17 protein-coding genes are annotated in these 20,519 nt (G+C 74.0%); 7 read left to right on the top strand and 10 right to left on the bottom strand.

The window, feature by feature from the left end; translation table 11 throughout:
- Positions 1-30 precede the first annotated feature (30 nt).
- Both ASD16_RS19170 and ASD16_RS19165 read left to right on the top strand, forming a co-directional pair.
- Positions 31-2,172 carry a prolyl oligopeptidase family protein gene (locus ASD16_RS19170; protein WP_055921504.1) on the top strand — a complete coding sequence of 714 codons (2,142 nt, stop codon included), beginning with the start codon at positions 31-33 and terminating at the stop codon, positions 2,170-2,172.
- Positions 2,169-3,281, top strand: coding sequence for a mechanosensitive ion channel family protein (locus tag ASD16_RS19165; protein ID WP_055921501.1), 1,113 nt, complete (start codon positions 2,169-2,171; stop codon positions 3,279-3,281). Before ASD16_RS19170 ends, ASD16_RS19165 begins: the two co-directional genes overlap by 4 nt.
- 4 nt (positions 3,282-3,285) lie before the next feature.
- Here ASD16_RS19165 and ASD16_RS19160 read toward each other — a convergent pair whose 3' ends face one another.
- Genes ASD16_RS19160 through ASD16_RS19150 form a run of 3 tightly spaced genes read right to left on the bottom strand, consistent with a single transcriptional unit; the run spans position 3,286 to position 4,636 of the window.
- Positions 3,286-3,855, bottom strand: coding sequence for a dihydrofolate reductase family protein (locus ASD16_RS19160; protein ID WP_055921499.1), 570 nt, complete (start codon positions 3,853-3,855; stop codon positions 3,286-3,288).
- A gap of 59 nt (positions 3,856-3,914) precedes the next feature.
- Entirely contained in the window at positions 3,915-4,376 is a 462-nt protein-coding gene (locus ASD16_RS19155; RefSeq protein WP_055921496.1) for a PTS glucose transporter subunit IIA, read from the bottom strand.
- A 29-nt stretch (positions 4,377-4,405) separates the two neighbouring features.
- Positions 4,406-4,636, bottom strand: coding sequence for a glucose PTS transporter subunit EIIB (locus ASD16_RS19150; RefSeq protein WP_055921493.1), 231 nt, complete (start codon positions 4,634-4,636; stop codon positions 4,406-4,408).
- 150 nt (positions 4,637-4,786) lie between these two features.
- Between ASD16_RS19150 and ptsP the strand changes: the two genes are divergently transcribed.
- The 5 genes from ptsP (at position 4,787) to ASD16_RS19125 (ending at position 10,527) form a co-directional block, all read left to right on the top strand.
- A complete protein-coding gene (gene ptsP / locus ASD16_RS19145) occupies positions 4,787-6,478 on the top strand; it encodes a phosphoenolpyruvate--protein phosphotransferase (RefSeq protein ID WP_055921490.1) in 1,692 nt (563 codons plus the stop codon).
- 21 nt (positions 6,479-6,499) lie between these two features.
- Positions 6,500-6,883, top strand: coding sequence for a globin (locus ASD16_RS19140; protein WP_055921487.1), 384 nt, complete (start codon positions 6,500-6,502; stop codon positions 6,881-6,883).
- Positions 6,884-6,945: 62 nt separating this feature from the next.
- A complete protein-coding gene (locus tag ASD16_RS19135; protein WP_055921484.1) occupies positions 6,946-7,815 on the top strand; it encodes an acyl-CoA thioesterase II in 870 nt (289 codons plus the stop codon).
- 47 nt (positions 7,816-7,862) lie between these two features.
- Positions 7,863-8,867: a DNA topoisomerase IB gene (locus ASD16_RS19130; protein WP_055921481.1), complete on the top strand. Its 1,005-nt coding sequence runs from the start codon at positions 7,863-7,865 to the stop codon at positions 8,865-8,867.
- A gap of 52 nt (positions 8,868-8,919) precedes the next feature.
- On the top strand, positions 8,920-10,527 hold the full coding sequence (locus tag ASD16_RS19125) for an SDR family oxidoreductase (RefSeq protein WP_082570997.1): 1,608 nt from the start codon (positions 8,920-8,922) through the stop codon (positions 10,525-10,527).
- Here the strand turns inward: ASD16_RS19125 and ASD16_RS19120 are convergent.
- From ASD16_RS19120 to ASD16_RS19090, 7 genes are all read right to left on the bottom strand, one after another.
- Positions 10,505-10,999 (bottom strand): thioesterase family protein, encoded by a 495-nt coding sequence (locus ASD16_RS19120; protein ID WP_055921479.1) that lies wholly within the window; start codon positions 10,997-10,999, stop codon positions 10,505-10,507. The two genes, ASD16_RS19125 and ASD16_RS19120, sit on opposite strands and share 23 nt — an antisense overlap.
- A gap of 20 nt (positions 11,000-11,019) precedes the next feature.
- Complete coding sequence (locus tag ASD16_RS19115; protein ID WP_235523427.1) at positions 11,020-12,648, bottom strand: GTPase; 1,629 nt, start codon at positions 12,646-12,648, stop codon at positions 11,020-11,022.
- Positions 12,645-14,492 (bottom strand): dynamin family protein, encoded by a 1,848-nt coding sequence (locus ASD16_RS19110; protein ID WP_055921477.1) that lies wholly within the window; start codon positions 14,490-14,492, stop codon positions 12,645-12,647. The genes ASD16_RS19115 and ASD16_RS19110 overlap by 4 nt, the downstream gene beginning before the upstream one ends.
- A gap of 210 nt (positions 14,493-14,702) precedes the next feature.
- Positions 14,703-16,385: an energy-dependent translational throttle protein EttA gene (gene ettA / locus ASD16_RS19105; protein WP_055921475.1), complete on the bottom strand. Its 1,683-nt coding sequence runs from the start codon at positions 16,383-16,385 to the stop codon at positions 14,703-14,705.
- A 173-nt stretch (positions 16,386-16,558) separates the two neighbouring features.
- On the bottom strand, positions 16,559-17,062 hold the full coding sequence (locus ASD16_RS19100) for a single-stranded DNA-binding protein (protein WP_055921473.1): 504 nt from the start codon (positions 17,060-17,062) through the stop codon (positions 16,559-16,561).
- Between the two features lie 132 nt (positions 17,063-17,194).
- Positions 17,195-18,682, bottom strand: coding sequence for a GTPase (locus ASD16_RS19095; protein ID WP_055921471.1), 1,488 nt, complete (start codon positions 18,680-18,682; stop codon positions 17,195-17,197).
- Positions 18,679-20,445 (bottom strand): GTPase domain-containing protein, encoded by a 1,767-nt coding sequence (locus ASD16_RS19090; protein WP_055921469.1) that lies wholly within the window; start codon positions 20,443-20,445, stop codon positions 18,679-18,681. Before ASD16_RS19090 ends, ASD16_RS19095 begins: the two co-directional genes overlap by 4 nt.
- Positions 20,446-20,519: the final 74 nt, after the last annotated feature.

The raw sequence follows: 20,519 nt of genomic DNA, 5'->3' as shown, positions 1-20,519 counted from the left end.
TCGTCGGTGCGCGTCGTAGCCTTGCGGACCATGACCGCACCCGCTCTGCGCACGTACCCGGCCGCCCCTCGGACCGATCTGGTCGAGGACCTGCACGGGCACCGCGTCGCCGACCCGTTCCGCGGGCTGGAGGACGCGGGGTCCGACGAGACCGAGGCGTGGTCGACCGCGCAGGACGACCTGTACGTGCAGTACCGCACGTCGCTCGGCACCGCCGGCCCGTTCGCCACCGAGGTCCTGACCGACCGGCTGAGCGCCCTGCTCGGTGCCGGCTTCGTCAGCCCGCCCGCGTGGCGCGGCGACCGCCGGTTCTTCTCGCGCCGGGTCGGCGACCAGGAGCACGCGGTCGTCGTGGTGGTCGACGGTGACACCGAACGCGTCCTGCTGGACCCGATCGCGATCGACCCCGCCGGCACCACGACGCTCGACGCGTGGCAGCCGTCCAAGGAGGGTCACCTGGTGGCGTACCAGGTGTCGTCGGGCGGCACGGAGGAGAGCGTGCTGCACGTGCTGGACGTGGCCACCGGTGAGCTGGTCGACGGTCCGATCGACCGGGCGCGGTACTCCCCGGTGGCGTGGCTGCCGGGCGGCGAGGCGTTCTACTACGTCCGCCGGCTCCCCCCGGAGGAGCTGCCGCAGGACGAGGCTCAGTACCACCGCCGCATCTGGCTGCACCGTCTGGGCACCCCGGCGAGCGACGACGTGGAGGTCTTCGGGGCAGGCCTCGACCACACCAACTACTACGGCGTGTCGGTCTCCCGTGACGGGCGCTGGCTGATCGTCTCCGCCTCGGCGGGGACCGCTCCGCGCACCGACGTGTGGATCGCGGACCTCACGGCGTCGGGGCTCGAGACGCCGTCGTTCGTCGACGTCGCCGTCGGCCTCGACGCCCAGAGCGGCGCGTGGGTCGCCCGGGACGGCCGGCTGTACGTGCACACCGACCTGGATGCGCCACGGGGACGGATCGCGGTCACGGAGCCCACCGCACCGGGCGTCGAGCACTGGACCACCCTGCTGGCGGAGGACCCGACCGCCGTCCTGGAGGACGTCGCGTTCATCGACGGCGGCGGCGCGGACACGACACCGACGCTGCTGCTGGCGTCGTGGCGCCGGCACGCGGTGTCCGAGGTCAGCGTGCACGACCCGCGCACGGGCGAGCGCCGCCCGGACGTGTTCGCGCTGCCCGGCCTCGGCTCCATCTCCGGACTCGCGACGCACCCCGACGGCGGTCCCGAGGTCTGGTTCTCGTACGCCGACCACACGTCGCCGACCAGCGTGCACCGGTTCGACGCACGCACCGGCCGCACGACCCTCTGGGCGGCACCTCCCGGTCTGGTCGCCGACCTGCCCGACGTGCGCGCCCAGCAGATCGAGGTCACCAGCCTCGACGGCACGACCGTCCGCGCGTTCGTCGTCGCGCGCACCGACGCGCTCGACGACGACGGCCGTCCGCTCGCCACGGCGCCGACGATCCTCTACGGCTACGGCGGGTTCCAGATCTCGCTCGACCCCGCGTTCTCCGCGACGACGCTCGCGTGGGTGGAGGCGGGCGGCGTGTACGTCGTCGCCAACCTGCGCGGCGGTGGCGAGGAGGGCGAGGAGTGGCACCGCGCGGGCATGCGGGCGCACAAGCAGAACGTGTTCGACGACTTCCACGCCGTCGGCGACCACCTCGTCGCGCAGGGCTGGACCACCCCGGACCAGCTGGCGTGCTGGGGCGGCTCCAACGGCGGCCTGCTGGTGGGCGCGGCCCTGACGCAGCGACCGGACCTGTTCGCGGCCGTCGTGTGCTCGGCCCCGCTGCTCGACATGGTCCGCTACCAGCGGTTCGGCCTCGGCGTCACGTGGACCGAGGAGTACGGCGACGCCGACGACCCCACGGAGCTCGGCTGGCTGCTCGGCTACTCGCCCTACCACCGGGTGGTGGACGGCACCGCCTACCCCGCGACGCTCTTCACGGTGTTCGAGGGCGACACGCGCGTCGACCCGCTGCACGCGCGCAAGCTCGCCGCGGCACTGCAGGCCGCGACCAGCAGCGACCGGCCCGTCCTGGTCCGGCGCGAGCGCGGGGTCGGCCACGGCGGCCGTGCCCTGTCGCGGACCATCGCACTCACCGTCGAGCAGCTGCAGTTCGTCGCGGACCGCACGGGCCTCGCACGGGGTGACGCATGACGAGCGCTGCGACGCCCGACCCGTCGGAGACGACGAGCATCCTGGACAAGGACATCCCCCCGCCGAGCACGTGGTGGGACTGGTTCGTCGGCCTGCCGCTGCGGATCATCCTCATCGTCGCGATCAGCAGCATCGTGCTGTTCCTGCTCCGGCGGTCCATCCGCACCATCACCAACCACGTCGCGGAGGGCACGCCGTTCCTCGACCGCGGCATCCTGCGCCCGATCGGCGAGTCCGAGGTCGGCAACGTCCTCGCGAAGGCGAACCCGCTGTCGAGCGCACGTCGCGCCCAGCGCGCGCGGACCCTCGGGTCGGTGCTGCGCTCGACCTCCACGATCATCGTCGGCGGGATCGCGTTCTTCCTGATCCTCGCCGAGCTCGGCGTGAACCTGGCCCCGTTCATCGCGTCCGCCGGGGTCATCGGCGTTGCGCTCGGCTTCGGCGCGCAGAGCCTGGTCAAGGACTTCCTCACCGGCCTGTTCATGCTGCTGGAGGACCAGTACGGCGTCGGTGACGTGGTGGACGTCGGCCCGGCGAACGGGACCGTCGAGGCGGTCACGCTGCGGATCACGAAGATCCGCGACTCCGACGGCACGCTCTGGTACGTCCCCAACGGGACGATGCTGCGCGTCGGCAACAAGACGCAGGGCTGGGCGACGGCGGTCGTGGAGATCGACGTCGACTACTTCGCCGACCTGGACCAGGTCCGCGCGCTGCTGGCGGAGGCCGCGTCGCGCGTCGTCAAGGACCCGGTGGTGGGCGCGCACGTCCTCGGGGAGCCGACGATCACCGGCATCGAGCGACTGAGCGCCGACGCCGTGACGCTGCGGCTCAAGGTGAAGACGTCGCCGGCCATGCAGTGGGAGGTGGCCCGTGAGCTGCGGACCGCGACGCGGGACGCGCTCGAACGTGCGGACGTGCCGCTGGCCGGCCAGCGCGACCTCATGGCGACGCACCGGGCGGCCATCGCCCCCCAGGACGAGACCACTCCGCGGGACCCGCGGAACACCCCGATCGACGACGTCGTCAGCAACCGTGACGCCCGGGTCGCGGCGACGGGCGACGAGCCGGTGCCGACGGAGGAGCCCGCCCCGGCCGAGGAGCGCTGACCGGCTACTGGCCGGGCGGACCGTCGAGGATCGTCGGCACGTACTCGACAAGCTGGATCTTCCCGTCGAACGTCCGGCTGTCCACCATCTCCAGCCCGACGTCGGGGTAGCCGTCGTAGATCCGCTCGGCCCCGGTCCGGCCGGTGATCACCGGGAACATGACGACGCGGAACCGGTCGACGAGGCCCGCCTCCAGCAGGGTCCGGCACAGCATGAGGCTGCCGATCGTCCGCAGGCCGGGAAGGTCGCCGTCGGCCTTCATGGACCGGACCACGTCGACGGCATCGCCCCGGACGAGGGTGGTGTTCGCCCAGGTCAGCGGCTGGGTGAGGGTGGAGGAGAACACCACCTTCGGCATGCCGCCCAGGACGTCGGCGCCTTCCTCCCCCGCCGCCGCGAACTGCGACATGAGCCGGTACGTGGTGGCGCCCATCAGGATCGTCCACTCGCCCTCGGGTGACTGGGTGAGCCAGTCCAGGTACTCGGGGCCCTCGAGACCCCACCAGCCCGGCCAGCCCTCCGCCGACGCGTACCCGTCGAGCGAGGTGATGAAGTCGACCAGCAGCTCTGCCATCGCAACCTCCCGTGCTCGACTCCACCGTGCCGCCGTCGTCGGCGCACGGCAAGCGGGGGTCAGGCCCAGTCGAGCAACGGCTCCCCGGCCTGGACGGTCTCGCCGTCGGCCACCAGGTACGTCAGCAGATCTGGGTCGGCCTGGAGCGCGACGACGGGGCAGATCGTCGCCAGCCCGGCGGCGGACACGTCGACCGGCGACCAGGTCACCAGCCGGTCCCCCGCGCGCACGGTCTGCCCGCCGTCGACGTGCAGCGTGAAGCCCTGCCCGGCGAGGCCGACGGTGTCGATGCCGAGATGGACGAGGATCGTGCGGCGCTCACCGAGCTCGAGCGCGAAGGCGTGCGGGTGCAGGGCGCCCACGACCCCGTCGGCGGGCGCGACCACGGTCTGGTGCTGGACGTGCTGCGGCTCCAGCGCGAGGCCGGGACCGACCATGCCCTCGGCGAACACGGGATCCGGGACCGCGGACACGGGCCGGACGACCCCGGTCAGGGGACTGAGCAGCCGCAGGGTGGTCATCGGTCACACCCCGGGGCCGCGGCGGCCGGTCAGCGCAGGCTGTCGAGCTCAGCGGCGAGGTTGTCCGCCTCCGGGCCGACGATCACCTGGACGATGCGGCCCGACCGCACCACGCCGAACGCACCGCTGGCCTTGAGCGCCACCTCGTCGACCAGATGGGCGTCACTGACCTCGACGCGGAGCCGGGTGATGCACGGCTCGAGGTCGACGACGTTCGCGTCGCCGCCCAGCGCTGCGAGGATCTGCTCTGCCTTGCTCAATGGAACTCCCCACTCCGTCGGCGCCGTCTGCGTCCGGGGGCAAGCCTAACCCTGAGACGCCGCTCACAGCCCGCGCCCGGCTGGCGTCCGTGGACGTCGAGGGACCACACTGCCGTCAGGTCGACGAGGAGGTCCCCCGAGGTGAGTCCGGTGCACGCAGCATCCCCCACGGTCATCACCGGGATCGGGGTGAGCCCCGGCCGCGTCGTCGCGCCCGCGGTGCTCATGCCCGACCCGATCGCCGAGCCGCCCTCGGGTCGGCGCCTTCCGCCCGGCACCGACTACGCCGCCGTGTCGAAGCGGATCGGCGCAGCCTCCGAGGTGGTCCGCGCCGCGCTCGACGCGGCTGCCGACCGCGCCCAGGGCGAGAGCGCCGACCTCCTGCACGCGACCGCGGCGATCGCCGCGGACCCGACGCTCGTGGCGGACGCCGAGCAGCGCGTCGTCGACGACCGGCTGGTGCCCGAGCGCGCCGTGTGGGAGGCCGCCGAGGCGGTGTCCGCGCAGTTCGAGGCGCTCGGCGGCTACTTCGCGGAGCGCACCCGGGACATCGCCGACGTCCGCGACCGGCTCGTCGCCGAGCTCACCGGCCGCCCCGCACCGGGCGTCCCCGCGCACGAGGCGCCGTTCGTGCTGGTGGCGGCGGACCTGGCCCCCGCGATCGTCGCGACGCTCGACACCGAGCGGGTGCTCGCGATCGTGACGGGGACGGGCGGGCCCACGTCGCACACCGCGATCCTCGCGCGCGCCCGCGGCATCCCGACGGTCGTGGCGGCCCGCGGTGCCGAGGCGGCCGTGCTGGCCGAGGGCCTGGTGCTGGTCGACGGGTCTGCCGGGACGGTGACCGTCGACCCGACGGAGGAGCAGGTCCTGGCCGCGCTCGCGCTCGCTGCGCAGGTGCGGACGTTCGACGGCCACGGGCACACCGCCGACGGCCACCACGTCGAGCTGCTGGCCAACGTGGGCGACCCCGCCGACGCGGCGCCGGCCGCCGCCGCGGGTGCGGAGGGCATCGGGCTGTTCCGGACCGAGTTCGGGTTCCTCGACCGTGACGAGGCCCCGAGCATCGACGAGCAGGTCAGCGCCTACCGCCGCGTGCTGGCCTCCTTCCCCGGTCGCAAGGTGGTGGTCCGCACGCTCGACGCGGGCGCGGACAAGCCCTTGCCGTTCCTCGCCGGCGACGCCGAGGTCAACCCCGCGCTGGGCGTCCGTGGCCTGCGCACCGCAACCCGGCACCCGGAGGTGCTCGACGACCAGCTCACGGCGATCGCGCGCGCCGCTGCCGCCGAGACCGCCGACGTCTGGGTGATGGCACCGATGGTCTCGACGGTCGACGAGGCCCAGCAGTTCGTCGCCGCGTGCACCGCCCACGGGCTGCCCGTCGCCGGCGTGATGATCGAGGTGCCCTCCGCAGCGCTGCTGGCGGGGCCGATCCTGGCGCACGCCGCGTTCGCGAGCATCGGCACCAACGACCTCACGCAGTACGCGATGGCGGCCGACCGTCTGCTCGGCGCCGTCGCGGAGCTGTCCGACCCGTGGCAGCCGGCCGTCCTGCACCTCGTCGCGGCGGCCTGCAACGGGGGTGCCCAGCAGGGCCGGCCGGTGGGCGTGTGCGGCGAGGCCGCCGCCAACCCCGCGCTCGCGGCGGTCCTCGTCGGCCTCGGGGTCTCGTCCCTGTCCATGACGCCCCGCGCGCTGCCCGACGTCGCGGCGCTGCTGGCGGTGACCCCGCTCGACGAGTGCCGCCGCCTCGCGCAGCTGGCGCTCGCCGCGTCCAGCGCCGCCGACGCGCGAGCCGTCGTCCGCGCCGGCCTCCCCGTGCTGGAGGAGCTCGGCCTCTGACGCGCGTGTGAGGATGGCCGCGTGAGATCCGACTCCTTCTACGCGGCGATCGGCGGGCACGAGACGTTCGTCCGGCTGGTCGACGAGTTCTACCGCGGCGTGGCCGACGACCCGGTGCTGCGACCGATGTACCCGGAGCAGGACCTCGGCCCCGCCGCCGAGCGGCTGACCCTGTTCCTCGAGCAGTACTGGGGCGGGCCCACCACCTACTCCGACGAGCGCGGGCACCCGCGCCTGCGCATGCGGCACGCACCGTTCAAGGTGAACCCCGAGGCCCGCGACCGGTGGCTGCTGCACATGCGCGCCGCCGTCGACAGCCTCGACCTGGCCCCTATGCACCAGGCGCAGCTCTGGGACTACCTGGAGCGGGCGGCGTTCTCGATGCTCAACACGTTCGACGACTGAGCGACCGACGTCACGCTTTCTCGAGGCCCGTCGGCCGCTGGCGTCGTGAGACGCTGCCGTCCATGACGACCGAGCCCGACCCGACCGCCTCCGTGCTCGACATCCTCCGGCTCGAGGACGACCCCACCACCCCCGACCTGTTCAGCGGGCGCAGCCTGCCGCAGCCGCGCGGACGGGTGTTCGGCGGTCAGGTGCTCGCGCAGGCGCTCCTCGCCGCGGGACGCACGGTGCCCGACTCCCGGCTGCCGCACTCCCTGCACGGGTACTTCCTGCGCGCCGGCGACGTCCGCGAACCGATCACGTTCGCCGTCGAGCGCCTCCGGGACGGCCGCTCGTTCAGCGCCCGCCGCACGCACGCCCTGCAGGGCGGTGAGGCGATCCTGTCGATGATCGCGTCCTTCCAGGAGGACCAGCCCGGAATCGACTACGCCGACCCGATGCCGACCGGCATCCCCGGACCGGACGAGGTCCGGTCGGCGCACGACCTGCTCGGCGGCATCGACCACCCCGTCGCCAGGTTCTGGACGCAGGAGGCCGCGTTCGACGTCCGTCACGTCGGCGGCGCGATCTACCTGGACCCGCCGAGGGAGGCCGTCGGCCAGCAGGCGGTGTGGTTCCGGTCGCGCGGCCCGCTGCCCGACGACCAGCTGCTGCACCGGGCGCTGCTCGCCTATGCGTGCGACCAGGTCATGCTGGAGCCGATCCTGCGACGGGCCGGCCGGTCGTGGCGGACACGTGGCCTGTCGATCGCCAGCCTCGACCACGCCATGTGGTGGCACCGCGACGTCCGGGTCGACGACTGGCTGCTGTACGTCCAGTCGACGCCGAGCGCGCAGGGCGGACGCGGGCTCGGTGCCGCCCGGGTGTTCACGCAGGACGGGACGCTCGTCGCATCCGTCGCGCAGGAAGGCATGGTCCGCTTTCCCGACTGACTCCCGCTCGACGCGCGGTCCGGCATCGCGCGGGCGACACTGCCCGCATGGTCCGCCTGCGCCGCGTCCGCATCGACGCCCCCGGCTGGTCGCGACGTCGCGCCGGCCGGGGGTTCGTCTATCTCGACCTCGACAAGGTCCGGATCGTCGACGAGGAGCACCTCGAACGGATCACCACGCTCGCCATCCCGCCCGCGTGGCGGGAGGTCTGGATCAGCCCGTGGCCGAACGGCCACATCCAGGCCGCCGGGCTCGACGACGCCGAGCGGCGTCAGTACCTCTACCACCAGCAGTGGACGCTGCGCCGCGGCCGCCTCAAGCACGACCACGTGCTCGACGTCGCCCGCCGCCTCCCCGCGGCCCGGCGTCGGGTCCGCGCGGACCTCGCTCTCGAGGGGATGCCGAAGGAGAAGGTGCTCGCCCTCGCCTTCCGGCTGCTCGACCTGGCCTACCTGCGGGTGGGCGGCGAGGGGTACGCGCTGCAGCACGGCTCGTACGGGCTGGCGACCCTCCTGCGCTCCCACGTGCGCGTCCTGGCGCCCGAGAGCGACGGGGATCCCGGACGCGTGCACCTGAACTTCCCGGCGAAGTCGGGCCAGGTCCGGGACACCGTCGTCGAGGACGACGACGTCGCCACGATCGTGCGGACCCTGACCCGGCGGCGGGACGAGGGGCCCGAGCTGCTCGCCTGGCGCGACGACGACGGCGCGTGGCACGACGTGACCAGCGCGGACGTCGGTGCCTACGTCAAGGCACGGCTGGGCGAGGACGCGACGCCGAAGGACTTCCGGACGTGGCACGCGACCGTGCTGGCCGCCCGGGGTCTGGCGGACGTGGGTCCGCCCCCGGCCAGCGAGCGTGCCCGCACGCGTGCGGTGACGCAGGTGGTGCGCGACGTCGCCGAGGAGCTCGGGAACACCCCGGCCGTGTGCCGCTCGTCGTACATCGACCCTCGGGTGATCGAGCTGTGGCAGCGGGGCACGATGATCCGCGCCACCCGGTCGCAGGCCGTCGCCGAGCGGGAGACCCTCGCGATGCTGAGCGACGGCTGAGGATCCGGTCCGACCGGGTGCGCGTCGCCGTCGGGCACCGCAGACTGCGCAGATGGCCACCTCTGTCGACGACCTCCTGCCTGCCCCCGTGGCGGACACCCTGCCGGGTCTGGTCCCGGGCCTCGGCGCCGACGGCCGACCCCGTCCCGACGCGCCGCTCGTGGCGGTCACCGGTGTCACCGGGTACGTGGGCGGCCGCCTGGTGCCCGAGCTGCTCGCGGCGGGCTACCGGGTGCGCGCGATCGCCCGGCACCCCGACCGGCTGCGCGGCAGGGACTGGTACGGCGACATCGAGGTGGTCGCGGCCGACGCAGCCGAGCCGGAGCAGATCCGGGCGGCGCTCGACGGGACGCAGATCGCGTACTACCTCATCCACTCGCTCGGCTCCGGACGTCGCTTCGAGTCGACGGACCGGCACACCGCGCTCGTGTTCGGGCAGGCCGCCCGCGAGGCCGGGGTCGGCCGCATCGTGTACCTCGGCGGTCTCTACCCCGAGGGCGAGGACCTTTCCCCGCACCTCGAGTCCCGCACCGAGGTCGGCGAGATCCTGCTGGCCAGCGGCGTCCCGACGACCGTTCTGCGGGCGGCGGTCATCCTCGGGTCGGGGTCCGCGTCCTTCGAGATGATGCGCTATCTCACCGAGCGGCTGCCTGCGATGACCGTCCCGAAGTGGGTGGAGAACCGCATCCAGCCCATCGCGATCCGGGACGTGCTGCGTTACCTCGTCGGCTCGGCGTCCATGGACCCCGACGTGAGCCGCGGGTTCGACATCGGCGGACCCGACGTGCTGACCTACCGCGACATGATGCAGCGGTACGCGGAGGCGGCCGAGCTCAAGCGGCGCATCATCGTCGGGGTGCCGGTGCTGACCCCGAAGCTGTCCTCCCTCTGGGTGTCTCTGGTGACACCGGTACCCGGCGGCCTGGCCCGCCCCCTGGTCGAGTCGCTGGTGCACGAGGTGGTGTGCGACGAGCACGACATCGCCGAGCACGTGCCCGACCCGCCCGACGGGCTGATCGGTTTCGACCGCGCCGTGCGGCTCGCGCTGCGCCGGGTCCAGGACGCCGCCGTCACCACCCGCTGGTCCTCCGCAGCCGTCCCCGGAGCACCCAGCGACCCGCTGCCGGGCGACCCCGACTGGGCCGGCGGGTCGCTGTTCGTCGACGAGCGCAAGGTCACCGTCGACGCGTCCCCGGCGGCGCTGTGGCGGGTGCTGGAGGCCGTCGGTGGCGAACGTGGCTGGTACTCGTGGGGGCTCGCGTGGCGCGTCCGGGGGCTCGCGGACCGGCTCGTCGGTGGACCGGGCCTGCGCCGCGGCCGCCGCGACCCGCTGCAGCTCCTGGTGGACGACGCCGTGGACTTCTGGCGCGTCGAGGAGATCGAGGAGGGGACCTTGATCCGGCTGCGTGCGGAGATGCGCGTCCCCGGGCTCGCGTGGCTGGAGCTGCGCGTCGAGCCGACGGAGCGTCCCGACGAGACGGTGTTCGCCCAGCGCGCCCTGTTCCACCCGAAGGGGCTGCTCGGGCAGGTCTACTGGTGGTCGGTGTACCCGTTCCACGGGATCGTCTTCGGCGGCATGCAGCGGAACATCGCGCGGGCCGCCGAGACGGCCGAGCGGGCGCGCACCGACCGGGGCGTCAGCGCCTCCGGCGGATCGTGACCGGCTCCTCCAGGAACGCGGACCACGCCTCCCGCTGCTCCGGGCCGATGCGACGCGGCGACCCCGTCGCGTTGTCGACGAGGACGAGCGTGGTGAGCGCCCGCGCGTACGTCACGCGCTCAGGACCGACGTCGCCCGCGTCGCGCACCTCGTAGCAGACGTCCAGGCTGGCGCCGCCCAGGTGGCCCAGCCACATCTCCACGATCACCGGCGTGCGGCGGTAGCCGAGCGGCTTGAGGTACTCGATCTCCTGGCGCGCGACGAGCGTCGAGACCTCCGCACCCGGGCCGGCGTCGATGACGGCGGTGGGGAACGCGCTCTCGACGCGGCTGCCGTCGGGTGCCACCGGATGGCTCCAGAAGGCCTCGATCCGGGCCTCCTCCAGCAGCCGGAGCATCTCCACGTTGTTCACGTGCTGGTAGGCGTCCATGTCCGACCAGCGCAGCTGCACCGGGATCTCGAGGCGGGTCATGCGCCCGATCCTAGGAGCGCTCAGGCCGCAGCCTGGGACGCCGCCGACCGGCACCGGGCGAGCGCGTCCATCTCCGCGGCCACGGGCCCGATGACGTGGTCGTGCACGGCCTGAGCCACCGAGGCACCCAGCTTCCGACGCGCCCTGGCCGCCCGACGTCGGCCGGCGAGGACACCGAGCAGCCAGCCGAGCCCCGCGACGAGCACCCCCGCGAGCACTCCCCCGAGCAGCAGGAGCGTCGGCGCGGGGAACCCCCACCACATCGGGGTCTCCGGCGCGGGCAGCTGGAGCCAGGCGAGACCGGCGAGCAGCAGGAGCCAGAGCAGCCCCGCTGCCGCCACGACGAGCAGCACCCACTGGAGGAACGCCAACAACCGCCATGTCCACGGCACCCGGGCGTTGCCGAGCGGGACGCGCACGACGGTCCGGTCCAGCACGTCGTCCAGGGGCACGTCGGCGGCGCGGGACCGGGCGGCGAGCACCCAGTGGTCGGGTGCCCCGGCGGTCGCGGCGTCGACGTACGAGCGCACCGCGCTGAGGGCGGCAGACCGCTCGCCCGCGGCAGGAGCAGACCGGGACGAGCGCAGCAGGTCGTCCTGGCCTGCCTGCACGCGCTCCTTCCCGAGGCCCAGGCGCCGCAGCGGGTCGGGTCGCAGCCGGGCGACCCATCGCGTCACCGGCCAGCCGGTCGCGGCCCGCGCCGACCGCTTGGTCGAGCGCCGCACGGCGTCGGCGACCTCGTCCACGCCTGCCGCGCCCTCCCACGCGCGCACCAGCGCGGCGGCGGCACCGACCTCCCGCCGCGCGTCCGGTGGTGAGCCGCAGGCATCCACCAACGCCCGCGCGGCCTGCCGCACGTCGCCGGTCACCCGCTCCGTCGCCGCGAGCCGTCGCTGCGCGGCCCGGGCCAGCAGGTCGCGCAGCTCGGTGACCCCTGCCCCCGTCGACGCGCTCACGGCGAGCACCGGCGATCCACCCAACCCGTCCTCGGTCGCGAGCCGCTGCAGGTCCGCGACCATCGCACGCTGCTCGGCGGGAGCCAGCCGGTCCGCCTGGTTGAGCACGAGGACCACGACGCCCGCGTGGTCGCGCAGGCCGCGCAGGTACCGGGCGTGCAGGGCCGCGTCCGCGTACTTCTGCGGGTCCACCACCCACACCAGGAGGTCCACCCGCTCGTACAGGCGCTCGGCGATCGCGCGGTGCTCGGTGACGACGGAGTCGTGATCGGGCAGGTCCAGGAGCACGAGGCCCGTCGCGGACTCCTGCAGGGCGCGGCTGCCGGCCACGTGCCGGTCGCGGACGTCGAGCCAGTCGAGGAGCTCGTCGGCGCCGTGCTCCGTCCCGGTGCCCTTCGTGGGGACGATCACAGCCACCGGGTGCCCGGTGGTCGGGCGGCGGACACCGGGCTCGGCGATGTGCGCGTCCGCGAGCGCGTTGAGGAGGGACGACTTCCCGGATCCCGTCGCGCCCGCGAGAGCCACCACGGTGTACTCCCCGGACAGCGCTGCACGGTCGCGGGCGCGGGCCACCACCGCGGCGGGCACGTCGAGAGTGGCGTCGGGCAGACGTCCCCGCGCGAGCCCGACCGCCTCGTCCAGGGCCGCGACCCGTGCGCGCAGCGTGCCGGACGACCCGGTCCCCCGGTTCACCGCCACCAGCGTGACCACCACCGGGTGCGCTCCGGCTGCTCGGTCTCGGCGACCTCGACGGACCCAGCGACGGCGCCCGTCCCGCGCAGGTGCCCGCCGCCGCCGGCCGGGAGCTCGCCGGCTCCCCAGGCGGTCGCTGCGGTCCGAGACGCCATCGCGGACTGCACCCGGCCGGCTGCCGCGCGCAGATCGTCACCGTCGCGGCTCGCGGCGCCCGCGGCGTCCAGCTGACGGGTGAACCGCGACGACTCCTCGTCCAGCAGCGCGTCCGTGCGGACGGCGAGCCGCGTGTGCGCCTCCAGCGTCAGCCGGCGGACCGCCTCGTCGCCGAACACCGCCTCCAGCACCCGCTGCGCGAGCAGTGCCGACCCGCCGACGATGCCGACCTCGGCGCCCGTCAGACCGCCGGTCGATGCGAACACCGCGACCATCAGGACGGCACCGAGCCCGTTGACGCCGTACGAGAGCGCCCGCGCGGTCGTGCGCCGGTCGGCGCCCTCCGTCTCGACCAGGCCGAGCACGTCGCCCTGCCACGCCCGCACCTGCTCGGCCGTGCGCGACCGCAGGTCCGACGACGCCCGGGAGAGCGCCAGCCCGTCCAGCAGTGCCCGGCCGGCCGGGTCGTGACGCCACGCCGAGTGCGCCGTCTCGGCGGCCTCCTCGGCGGCGTCCTGGATGACTGCGGACAGGCCGTGCGCGACAGCCTCGACGAGCGCCGGCTCGGCCGGACGGCGACCGCGCACGAAGCCGACGACGCGGTCCCGCAGCCGGGACACCCCCTGCTCCAGCGACCGGAACCACTCGCTGGTGCCGACGACGTCCTGCCACCGGGCCAGCACCTCGCCGCGCAGCAGCGACCCGTCGGACGTCGCGTGGGCGATCTGGTCCGACGCCGTCGCGTACGCCGCGGTGACCGCTGCGCGCAGCCGCGCGTCCGCCGCCTGCTGCTCGTCGGCGGCCGCCGCCAGGTCGAGCGCACGTCGGGACACATCCGTCACGGCGCCGTCCCACGTCTCGGCCAGTGCCGCGGCTCGGACGGCCGGATCTGTCGCGGTCCGGGTGAGGACGTCGGCGATCGGGCCGATCGCCGCCTCGGGCAGCAGCCCGTCCTCCAGCTCGACCTCCGGGACGACGATCACCGTGGCGGAGGCCAGCCCCGCGTCGGCGAGCATCTGCCGCAGGTGGTCGCCCACCGCCGTCTCGGCGCCGGGATCCACCCGGTCGAGCACGAGAGCGAGGTGCGTCCCGCGGCGCGCGGCGTCGGCCAGCAGCTCCCACGGCACGGCGTCGGCGTACCGCGCGGCGGTCGTGACGAACAGCCACACGTCGGCCGCACCGAGCAGCTGCGCGGCCAGCACACGGTTCCCCTCCTCGACCGAGTCGACGTCGGGGGCGTCCAGCAGCGCGAGGCCCACCGGCACCGCCTCGGACGCGACCAGCCGGAGCCCCGGCCGAGCACCGGTCAGGCCCTGCTCCCCCGCCGCGTCCGCTCTGGACAGCGACGGCAGCACGCGGTCGGAGCTGAACCACCGCACGTCCAGCGGGTGGTGCACGAGCACCGGCCAGCGGGTGGTGGGGCGCAGGACCCCCGACGGGCTGACCTCCGCGCCCACCAGCGAGTTGACCACCGTGGACTTGCCTGCACCGGTGGAGCCGCCGACGACCACGAGCACGGGGGCGCCGGGGTCCCGCAGCCGGGGCAGCAGGTAGTCGTCGAGCTGGTCCAGGACACGCGTGCGATCCGCCCGCGCGTCCGGCGCCGCGGCGGTCTCGAGCGGCAGGCGCAGCTCCGCGACCCGTTCGCGCAGCGCGAGCAGCGCACTGACAAGCTCGTCGTGCTCCATCGCCACACCGCCTCTCAGGTCGTGTGCAGCGTATCCGCGCAGGTCGCGGGCGGCTCATCGACGAAGCCGCCCGCTCCCACAGGAACGGGCGGCTCGTGCGTGCAGGGGATCACGTCCCCCGCCTGCCCCTACGGGAACGGGCGGACTCGCGCCGGCTGCCAGTCGGGCAGGCTTGCGTCCGCCGTCAGTCGGGCGGGCTTGCGTCTGCCGTCAGTCGCGGCGCAGCTTGCGGTACGTCACCCGGTGCGGACGGGCCGCGTCGGGGCCGAGGCGCTCGACCTTGTTCTCCTCGTAGGAGGCGAAGTTGCCCTCGAACCAGTACCAGTTGCCCGGGTTCTCCTCGGTGCCCTCGTACGCCAGGATGTGCGTCGCCACCCGGTCGAGGAACCACCGGTCGTGGGAGACCACGACGGCGCAGCCCGGGAACTCGAGCAGCGCGTTCTCGAGCGAGCCGAGCGTCTCGACGTCCAGGTCGTTGGTGGGCTCGTCGAGCAGCAGCAGGTTGCCGCCCTGCTTGAGGGTCAGCGCGAGGTTCAGACGGTTGCGCTCACCACCGGACAGGACGCCCGCGGGCTTCTGCTGGTCGGGTCCCTTGAAGCCGAACGCGGCGACGTACGCCCGCGACGGCATCTCGACGTTGCCGACCTTGAGGAAGTCCAGCCCGTCCGAGACGACCTCGAAGAGGGTCTTCTTGGGGTCGATGCCCCCACGCGACTGGTCGACGTAGGAGATCGAGACCGTCTCGCCGACCTTGAGGTCACCGGCGTCCAGCGGCTCGAGCCCGACGATCGTCTTGAAGAGCGTGGTCTTGCCGACGCCGTTGGGGCCGATGACGCCGACGATGCCGTTGCGCGGGAGCGTGAAGCTGAGGCCGTCGATGAGCACACGCCCGTCGAAGCCCTTCTCCAGGTCCTTCGCCTCCAGCACGATCGAGCCCAGGCGCGGGCCCGGCGGGATCTGGATCTCCTCGAAGTCCAGCTTCCTCGTGCGGTCCGCCTCCGCCGCCATCTCCTCGTAGCGCGCGAGGCGCGACTTGGACTTGGTCTGGCGGCCCTTGGCGTTGGACCGGACCCACTCCAGCTCCTCCTTGAGGCGCTTGGCGAGCTTCAGGTCCTTCTTGCCCTGGATGGCGAGGCGCTCGCCCTTCTTCTCCAGGTACGTCGAGTAGTTGCCCTCGTACGGGTACAGCCGGCCGCGGTCGACCTCGCAGATCCACTCGGCCACGTGGTCGAGGAAGTACCGGTCGTGGGTGACGGCCAGGATGGCGCCGGGGTAGTCCTTCAGGTGCGCCTCGAGCCAGAGCACGCTCTCGGCGTCGAGGTGGTTGGTGGGCTCGTCGAGGAGCAGCAGGTCGGGCTTCTCCAGGAGCAGCTTGCACAGAGCGACCCGGCGGCGCTCACCACCGGAGAGCACGGTGACGTCGGCGTCCCCCGGAGGGCAGCGCAGCGCGTCCATCGCCTGGTCCAGCTGCGCGTCGAGGTCCCACGCGTCGGCCGCGTCGATGGCCTCCTGCAGGACACCCATCTCCGCCAGCAGGGCGTCGAAGTCGGCGTCCGGCTCGGACATGAGCTCGGAGATCTCGTTGTAGCGGTCGAGCTTGCCCTTGATCTCGGCGACGCCCTCCTCGACGTTGCCGAGCACCGTCTTGGACTCGTTCAGCGGCGGCTCCTGCTGCAGGATGCCGACCGTGTAGCCGGGGCTCAGGCGTGCCTCGCCGTTCGACGGCTGGTCGAGGCCGGCCATGATCTTCAGGATCGTCGACTTGCCGGCGCCGTTGGGTCCGACGACGCCGATCTTGGCGCCGGGCAGGAAGTTCAGGGTGACGTCGTCGAGGATGACCTTGTCGCCGTGCGCCTTGCGCGTCTTGTACATGGAGTAGATGAACTCAGCCACTGGCTCTTCGTCCGCCTCGGTGCTCGATGGGGGTCGCCCCGCACGCTCGGTCTCGGGGCGCGTTCTCGGGGCACTGCTGACCGGCTCGCCCGCGAGGCTGGCCGACCGCGCTGCGCTGTGCGCGCGGTCCGACCGGCCACGTCGTCGGGCTGCCGGTGCCCCAGCCTAGGCGATCACCTGGCACCGGCCAGCGCGAGCTCCTGATCGTCGTCGGCCACCGGGGCGTGGCCGGCCTCCTCGTCCTCCGGGACCTCCTCCAGTCCGGAGACGTCGGCGGGGGCGTCGTCGCTCCCGCCGGCTGCCGTCGGACTCACGGTCCGCGCGAAGTGGCTGCTGCCGAACGCCAGGTTGGGGCCGAGCGCGCTGGCGTCCAGCACGAGCGAGGTGCGCGGACCGTCGGCGCCGACCCACTCCTCGGTGGACAGCAGACCCTGCACGATGACCGGGTCACCCTTGCGCAGCGACCGCGCGGCGTTGAGTGCGGTGGTGCGCCACACCTTCACGTTGAACCACTCCGTCTGCGCGTCACGCCAGACACCTGCCTGCTTGTCGAACCAGCGGCGCGTACTGCCCAGCCGGAACGTGGTGAACGGGACGCCGCCGTCCGACTCGTGATGGATCCGCACGTCCGTGCCGATCCACCCGACGACGGTCAGGTCCAGCGACTGCATGCTCATGGGATACCTCCGGTGCGTGTGCCCCAGCGGCTGCGGGGCTCGTGCGACCAGGGTCGACGTCCACGGTGCCGGGCGTGGCCGGCGGCCGCGGACCGGTGGACCGAGCGCGCTGCGGTGGGGGCTGTGGGCGGCTCAGGCCCGAGCGGCCGCGACGAGCTCGCGGACCGTGCGGTGCTCCGCCAGGACCGCCTCGGTGGGCACCGCGAGCCGCGCCCGCGCGACGTTCTCCAGCGCCGATCGACCGTCCTGCAGCACCCGCGCGGTACGCCGCCGCCCCGCCGAACGCCGGGCCGCCCCGGCCGCGACGAAGGCGAGCACCGACCCGACGAGCAGCACGACCGCGCCCACAGGAGCCCACACGTTCGCGTCCCCCGCTCCGACCAACGAGCCGATCGCCACCGACCCGACGAGCAGCGCAGCACCTGCGAGCGCGACGGCGGCGACGGTCAGCGCCAGTGCAAGTCCGGAGCGTCGCGCGGTGAGCGTCAGCTGCGTCAGGGCGTCCGTCACGGCGAGGCGCATCTCGGTGGTCGACGCCACCCGCGAAGCGACGTCCTTGCCCCACCGGCGAGGCAGGCCCGCGGTCACGGCCTCGAGCCACGTCGCCCGCGCCAGCTCGACAGCGTCCTCCTGGACCGCACCGAACCCGGGCGCGGAGGTCGACCCCGTCCGCACGGCTGTGCCGACTCCCGCGGCAACGGCCGGCAGCCCGATCGCGGCGGCGAGCCGGTCCACGACGTCGGTCACGGAGAGGGCAGCCGGAGCCGGTTCGCGCGCCGCGACCTCCGCGGCGAGCAGGGCGGCGGCGTCGTTCAGCTCGGCACTCGCCCGTCGCGCGGCCAGCGACCGCGACTCCACGTACGTGGACAGGAGCTCTCGCAGCGCGACGAGACCCTCGCCGGTGCGGGCGGACGCCTCGCGGACCGGCACGCCCGTGAGCCCGTCGTCGACGAGGAGGTTCTCGACGTCAGCCACGAGGGCAGGTCGCACGTCGGGCGGCACGGTGTCGACCTGGTTGAGCACCACGACCATCGACGCCTCGTGCCCGACCAGCCGCCGCAGGTAGCCGCTGTGCAGGGCGTCGTCGGCGTACTTCTGCGGATCGACCACCCACGCGAGCAGGTCGGCCTGCGGCAGCAGCCGGTCAACCACCTCGCGGTGCTCCGGGGCGATCGAGTCGTGGTCGGGCAGGTCGAGGAGCACCAGACCACGCAGCGCCGCCTCGCTCTCGCCGTCGAGCAGGCTCTCGCGCTCGATGCGGCGGTCCGGCACGACGCCGAGCCAGTCGAGCAGGGGCCCACCGTCGTCGCCCCACACGCACGCCGTGATCTCCGACGTCGTCGGCCGCCGCACACCCACGTCGGCGAAGTCGAGCCGGCAGATCGCGTTGAACAGGCTCGACTTGCCCGATCCGGTGCCGCCGACGAGCGCGACGACCGTGTGGTCCACGCCGAGGTCGAGCCGCTCGTGCACGCTGTCGACCGTCGAGACGACCTTCTTCACCACGGCCGGCGCCAGACGCGCCCCGCCGATCGCGAGGGCACGGCCGAGCGCGTCGACGCGAGCCGTGAGTGCTGCCGTGTCGTCGCCGTGCAGCGTCGAGCCGATCGTCTGGGTCACGTGAGTCCCTTCAGCACGGCGAGCCGCAGACGCAGCCGCGACGAGGCGTCCTCGGCGAGGTCCGGGTCGGACAGCACCTCGCCGACCGCCGCACGCTCGACCGCCACCTGCCCGGCCACGCGGGCGACCAGGTCGTCGCGCAGCTCGTCGGCGGCGCGCTCGCCCGCGGTGTCGATCAGGTCCACCAGGAGGTCACGCGCCTCGCGCACCCCCGAGGCCGCCGCGAGCGCGACGGCCGCGAGGCCTACGTCGCCCAGCGCGTTCACGGCCTTCGACCGTCGACGGGCCTCGCGCGAGACGTCCCGGCGCGGACGCGCGATCCCGTCGGGCGACGTCTCCGCAGGTCCGACCGTCAGCGCTGCGCGTACCACGCGCGGACCCTGGGCCGTCCAGGCCCGCGCAGCCTGCTCGGCGGTGCTCCGTCGACCGGTGCGCAACGTCGACGACTCCCACGCCGCGTCGACGGATGCGCCGCCCGCCGGTGCGTCGGGGCCGGTGAGCGCGGCCCGCAGCACACCCTCGGTGTGCGCGCCGGCAGCCGTGAGCGTGGCCGCCGCCGACCGGGTCAGGTCCTCCACCAGCGGCTCGATCGCCGCCACCCGCGCACGGCCCTCGCGCGAGGAACCCCGGATCCGACCCGACGGGCGGACCACCCGGCCGAGCGGACCGCTGTCCGCAGCGAGCTCCGACCACCGCGCCCGCACCGCACCGTCCGCGACGGCACCCCCGCGGATCGACGCCGACGCCTGCGCGGTCGGCGCCTCGATCGCCGCGTCGAGCACCGACGCGATCGCTCCGGCCGCATCGGCCTGCGCCTGCACGGCCTCGGCCAGCTCGTCGACCCAGGGGCGCAGCGCCGCGAGCGACCCGCGCAGGGTGCGTCCGATGACCGTGCGCGCGCGATCCGGGCCGGCCAGCATCGCGAGCCACCGCCGGATCGGCGCGACCACCGCAGCCGGCAGCAAGCCCTCGTGCGGACCCAGGTCCGGCACGACGAACAGGGGGGATCCCTGCAGCCCGTGGCCACGCAGCCGGTCGAGGAGGTCGCCGCGCACCGTCGGAAGCGACGCCGGTGGGACCCGGTTGAGCACCATCGCGATGGACGCACCGCGCTCGACGGCACCCTGCAGGACCCGCCAGGGCAACGCGTCGCCATAGCGGGCAGCAGTCGTCACGAACAGCCACAGGTCAGCCGCCTCGAGCAGCCGGTGCGCGGACTCCCGGTTCGACTCCAGCACCGAGTCCAGGTCCGGGGCGTCCAGCAGCGCGATCCCACGCGGGACCTGCTCGTCTGCGACGACCGTCACGGACTCCAGGACCGGGTGGTGCGAGAGGAGCTCCTCGTCGAGCGGGTTGTGCACCAGCACCGGTCGCCGAGTCGTCGGCCGCAGCACCCCAGCCGTGCTCACCTCCGAGCCGACCAACGAGTTCACCAGCGTCGACTTGCCCGCACCGGTCGACCCCGAGATGACCACGACCGCCGGCGCCGAGAGCTCCGTGAGGCGCGGGACGAGATGCTCACCGAGCTGGTCGACGAGCCGAGCCCGGGACGCCCGCGCCGACGTGATCCCCTCGATCTCCAGCGGGAACCCGGTGCGCTCCACGTCGCGGTGCAGGTCCCGGACAGCGTCCAGCAGCGACGTCGCCGCGAGCGGGCGCGCGAGGACATCACGCGGGTCGGAGGCGGCATGGCGCGCGTGTGCGGCCGGTGGCTGCGCGGTCGGCACAGGCTGCACTGGCGCGGTGCCGGGCTGTGCGCTCACGCAACCATTGTCACGGTGCGATCTGACCTGGCAAAACGCGCCACGCGGTGCGGCGGTGTCCGGTTCCTGCCGCG

Origin of the sequence: Cellulomonas sp. Root485 (genome assembly GCF_001426705.1) — a bacterium.
GTDB lineage: Bacteria > Actinomycetota > Actinomycetes > Actinomycetales > Cellulomonadaceae > Cellulomonas.
The sequence above is the reverse complement of the archived record's forward strand: the minus strand, read 5'-3'. Positions and strand labels throughout refer to the sequence as shown.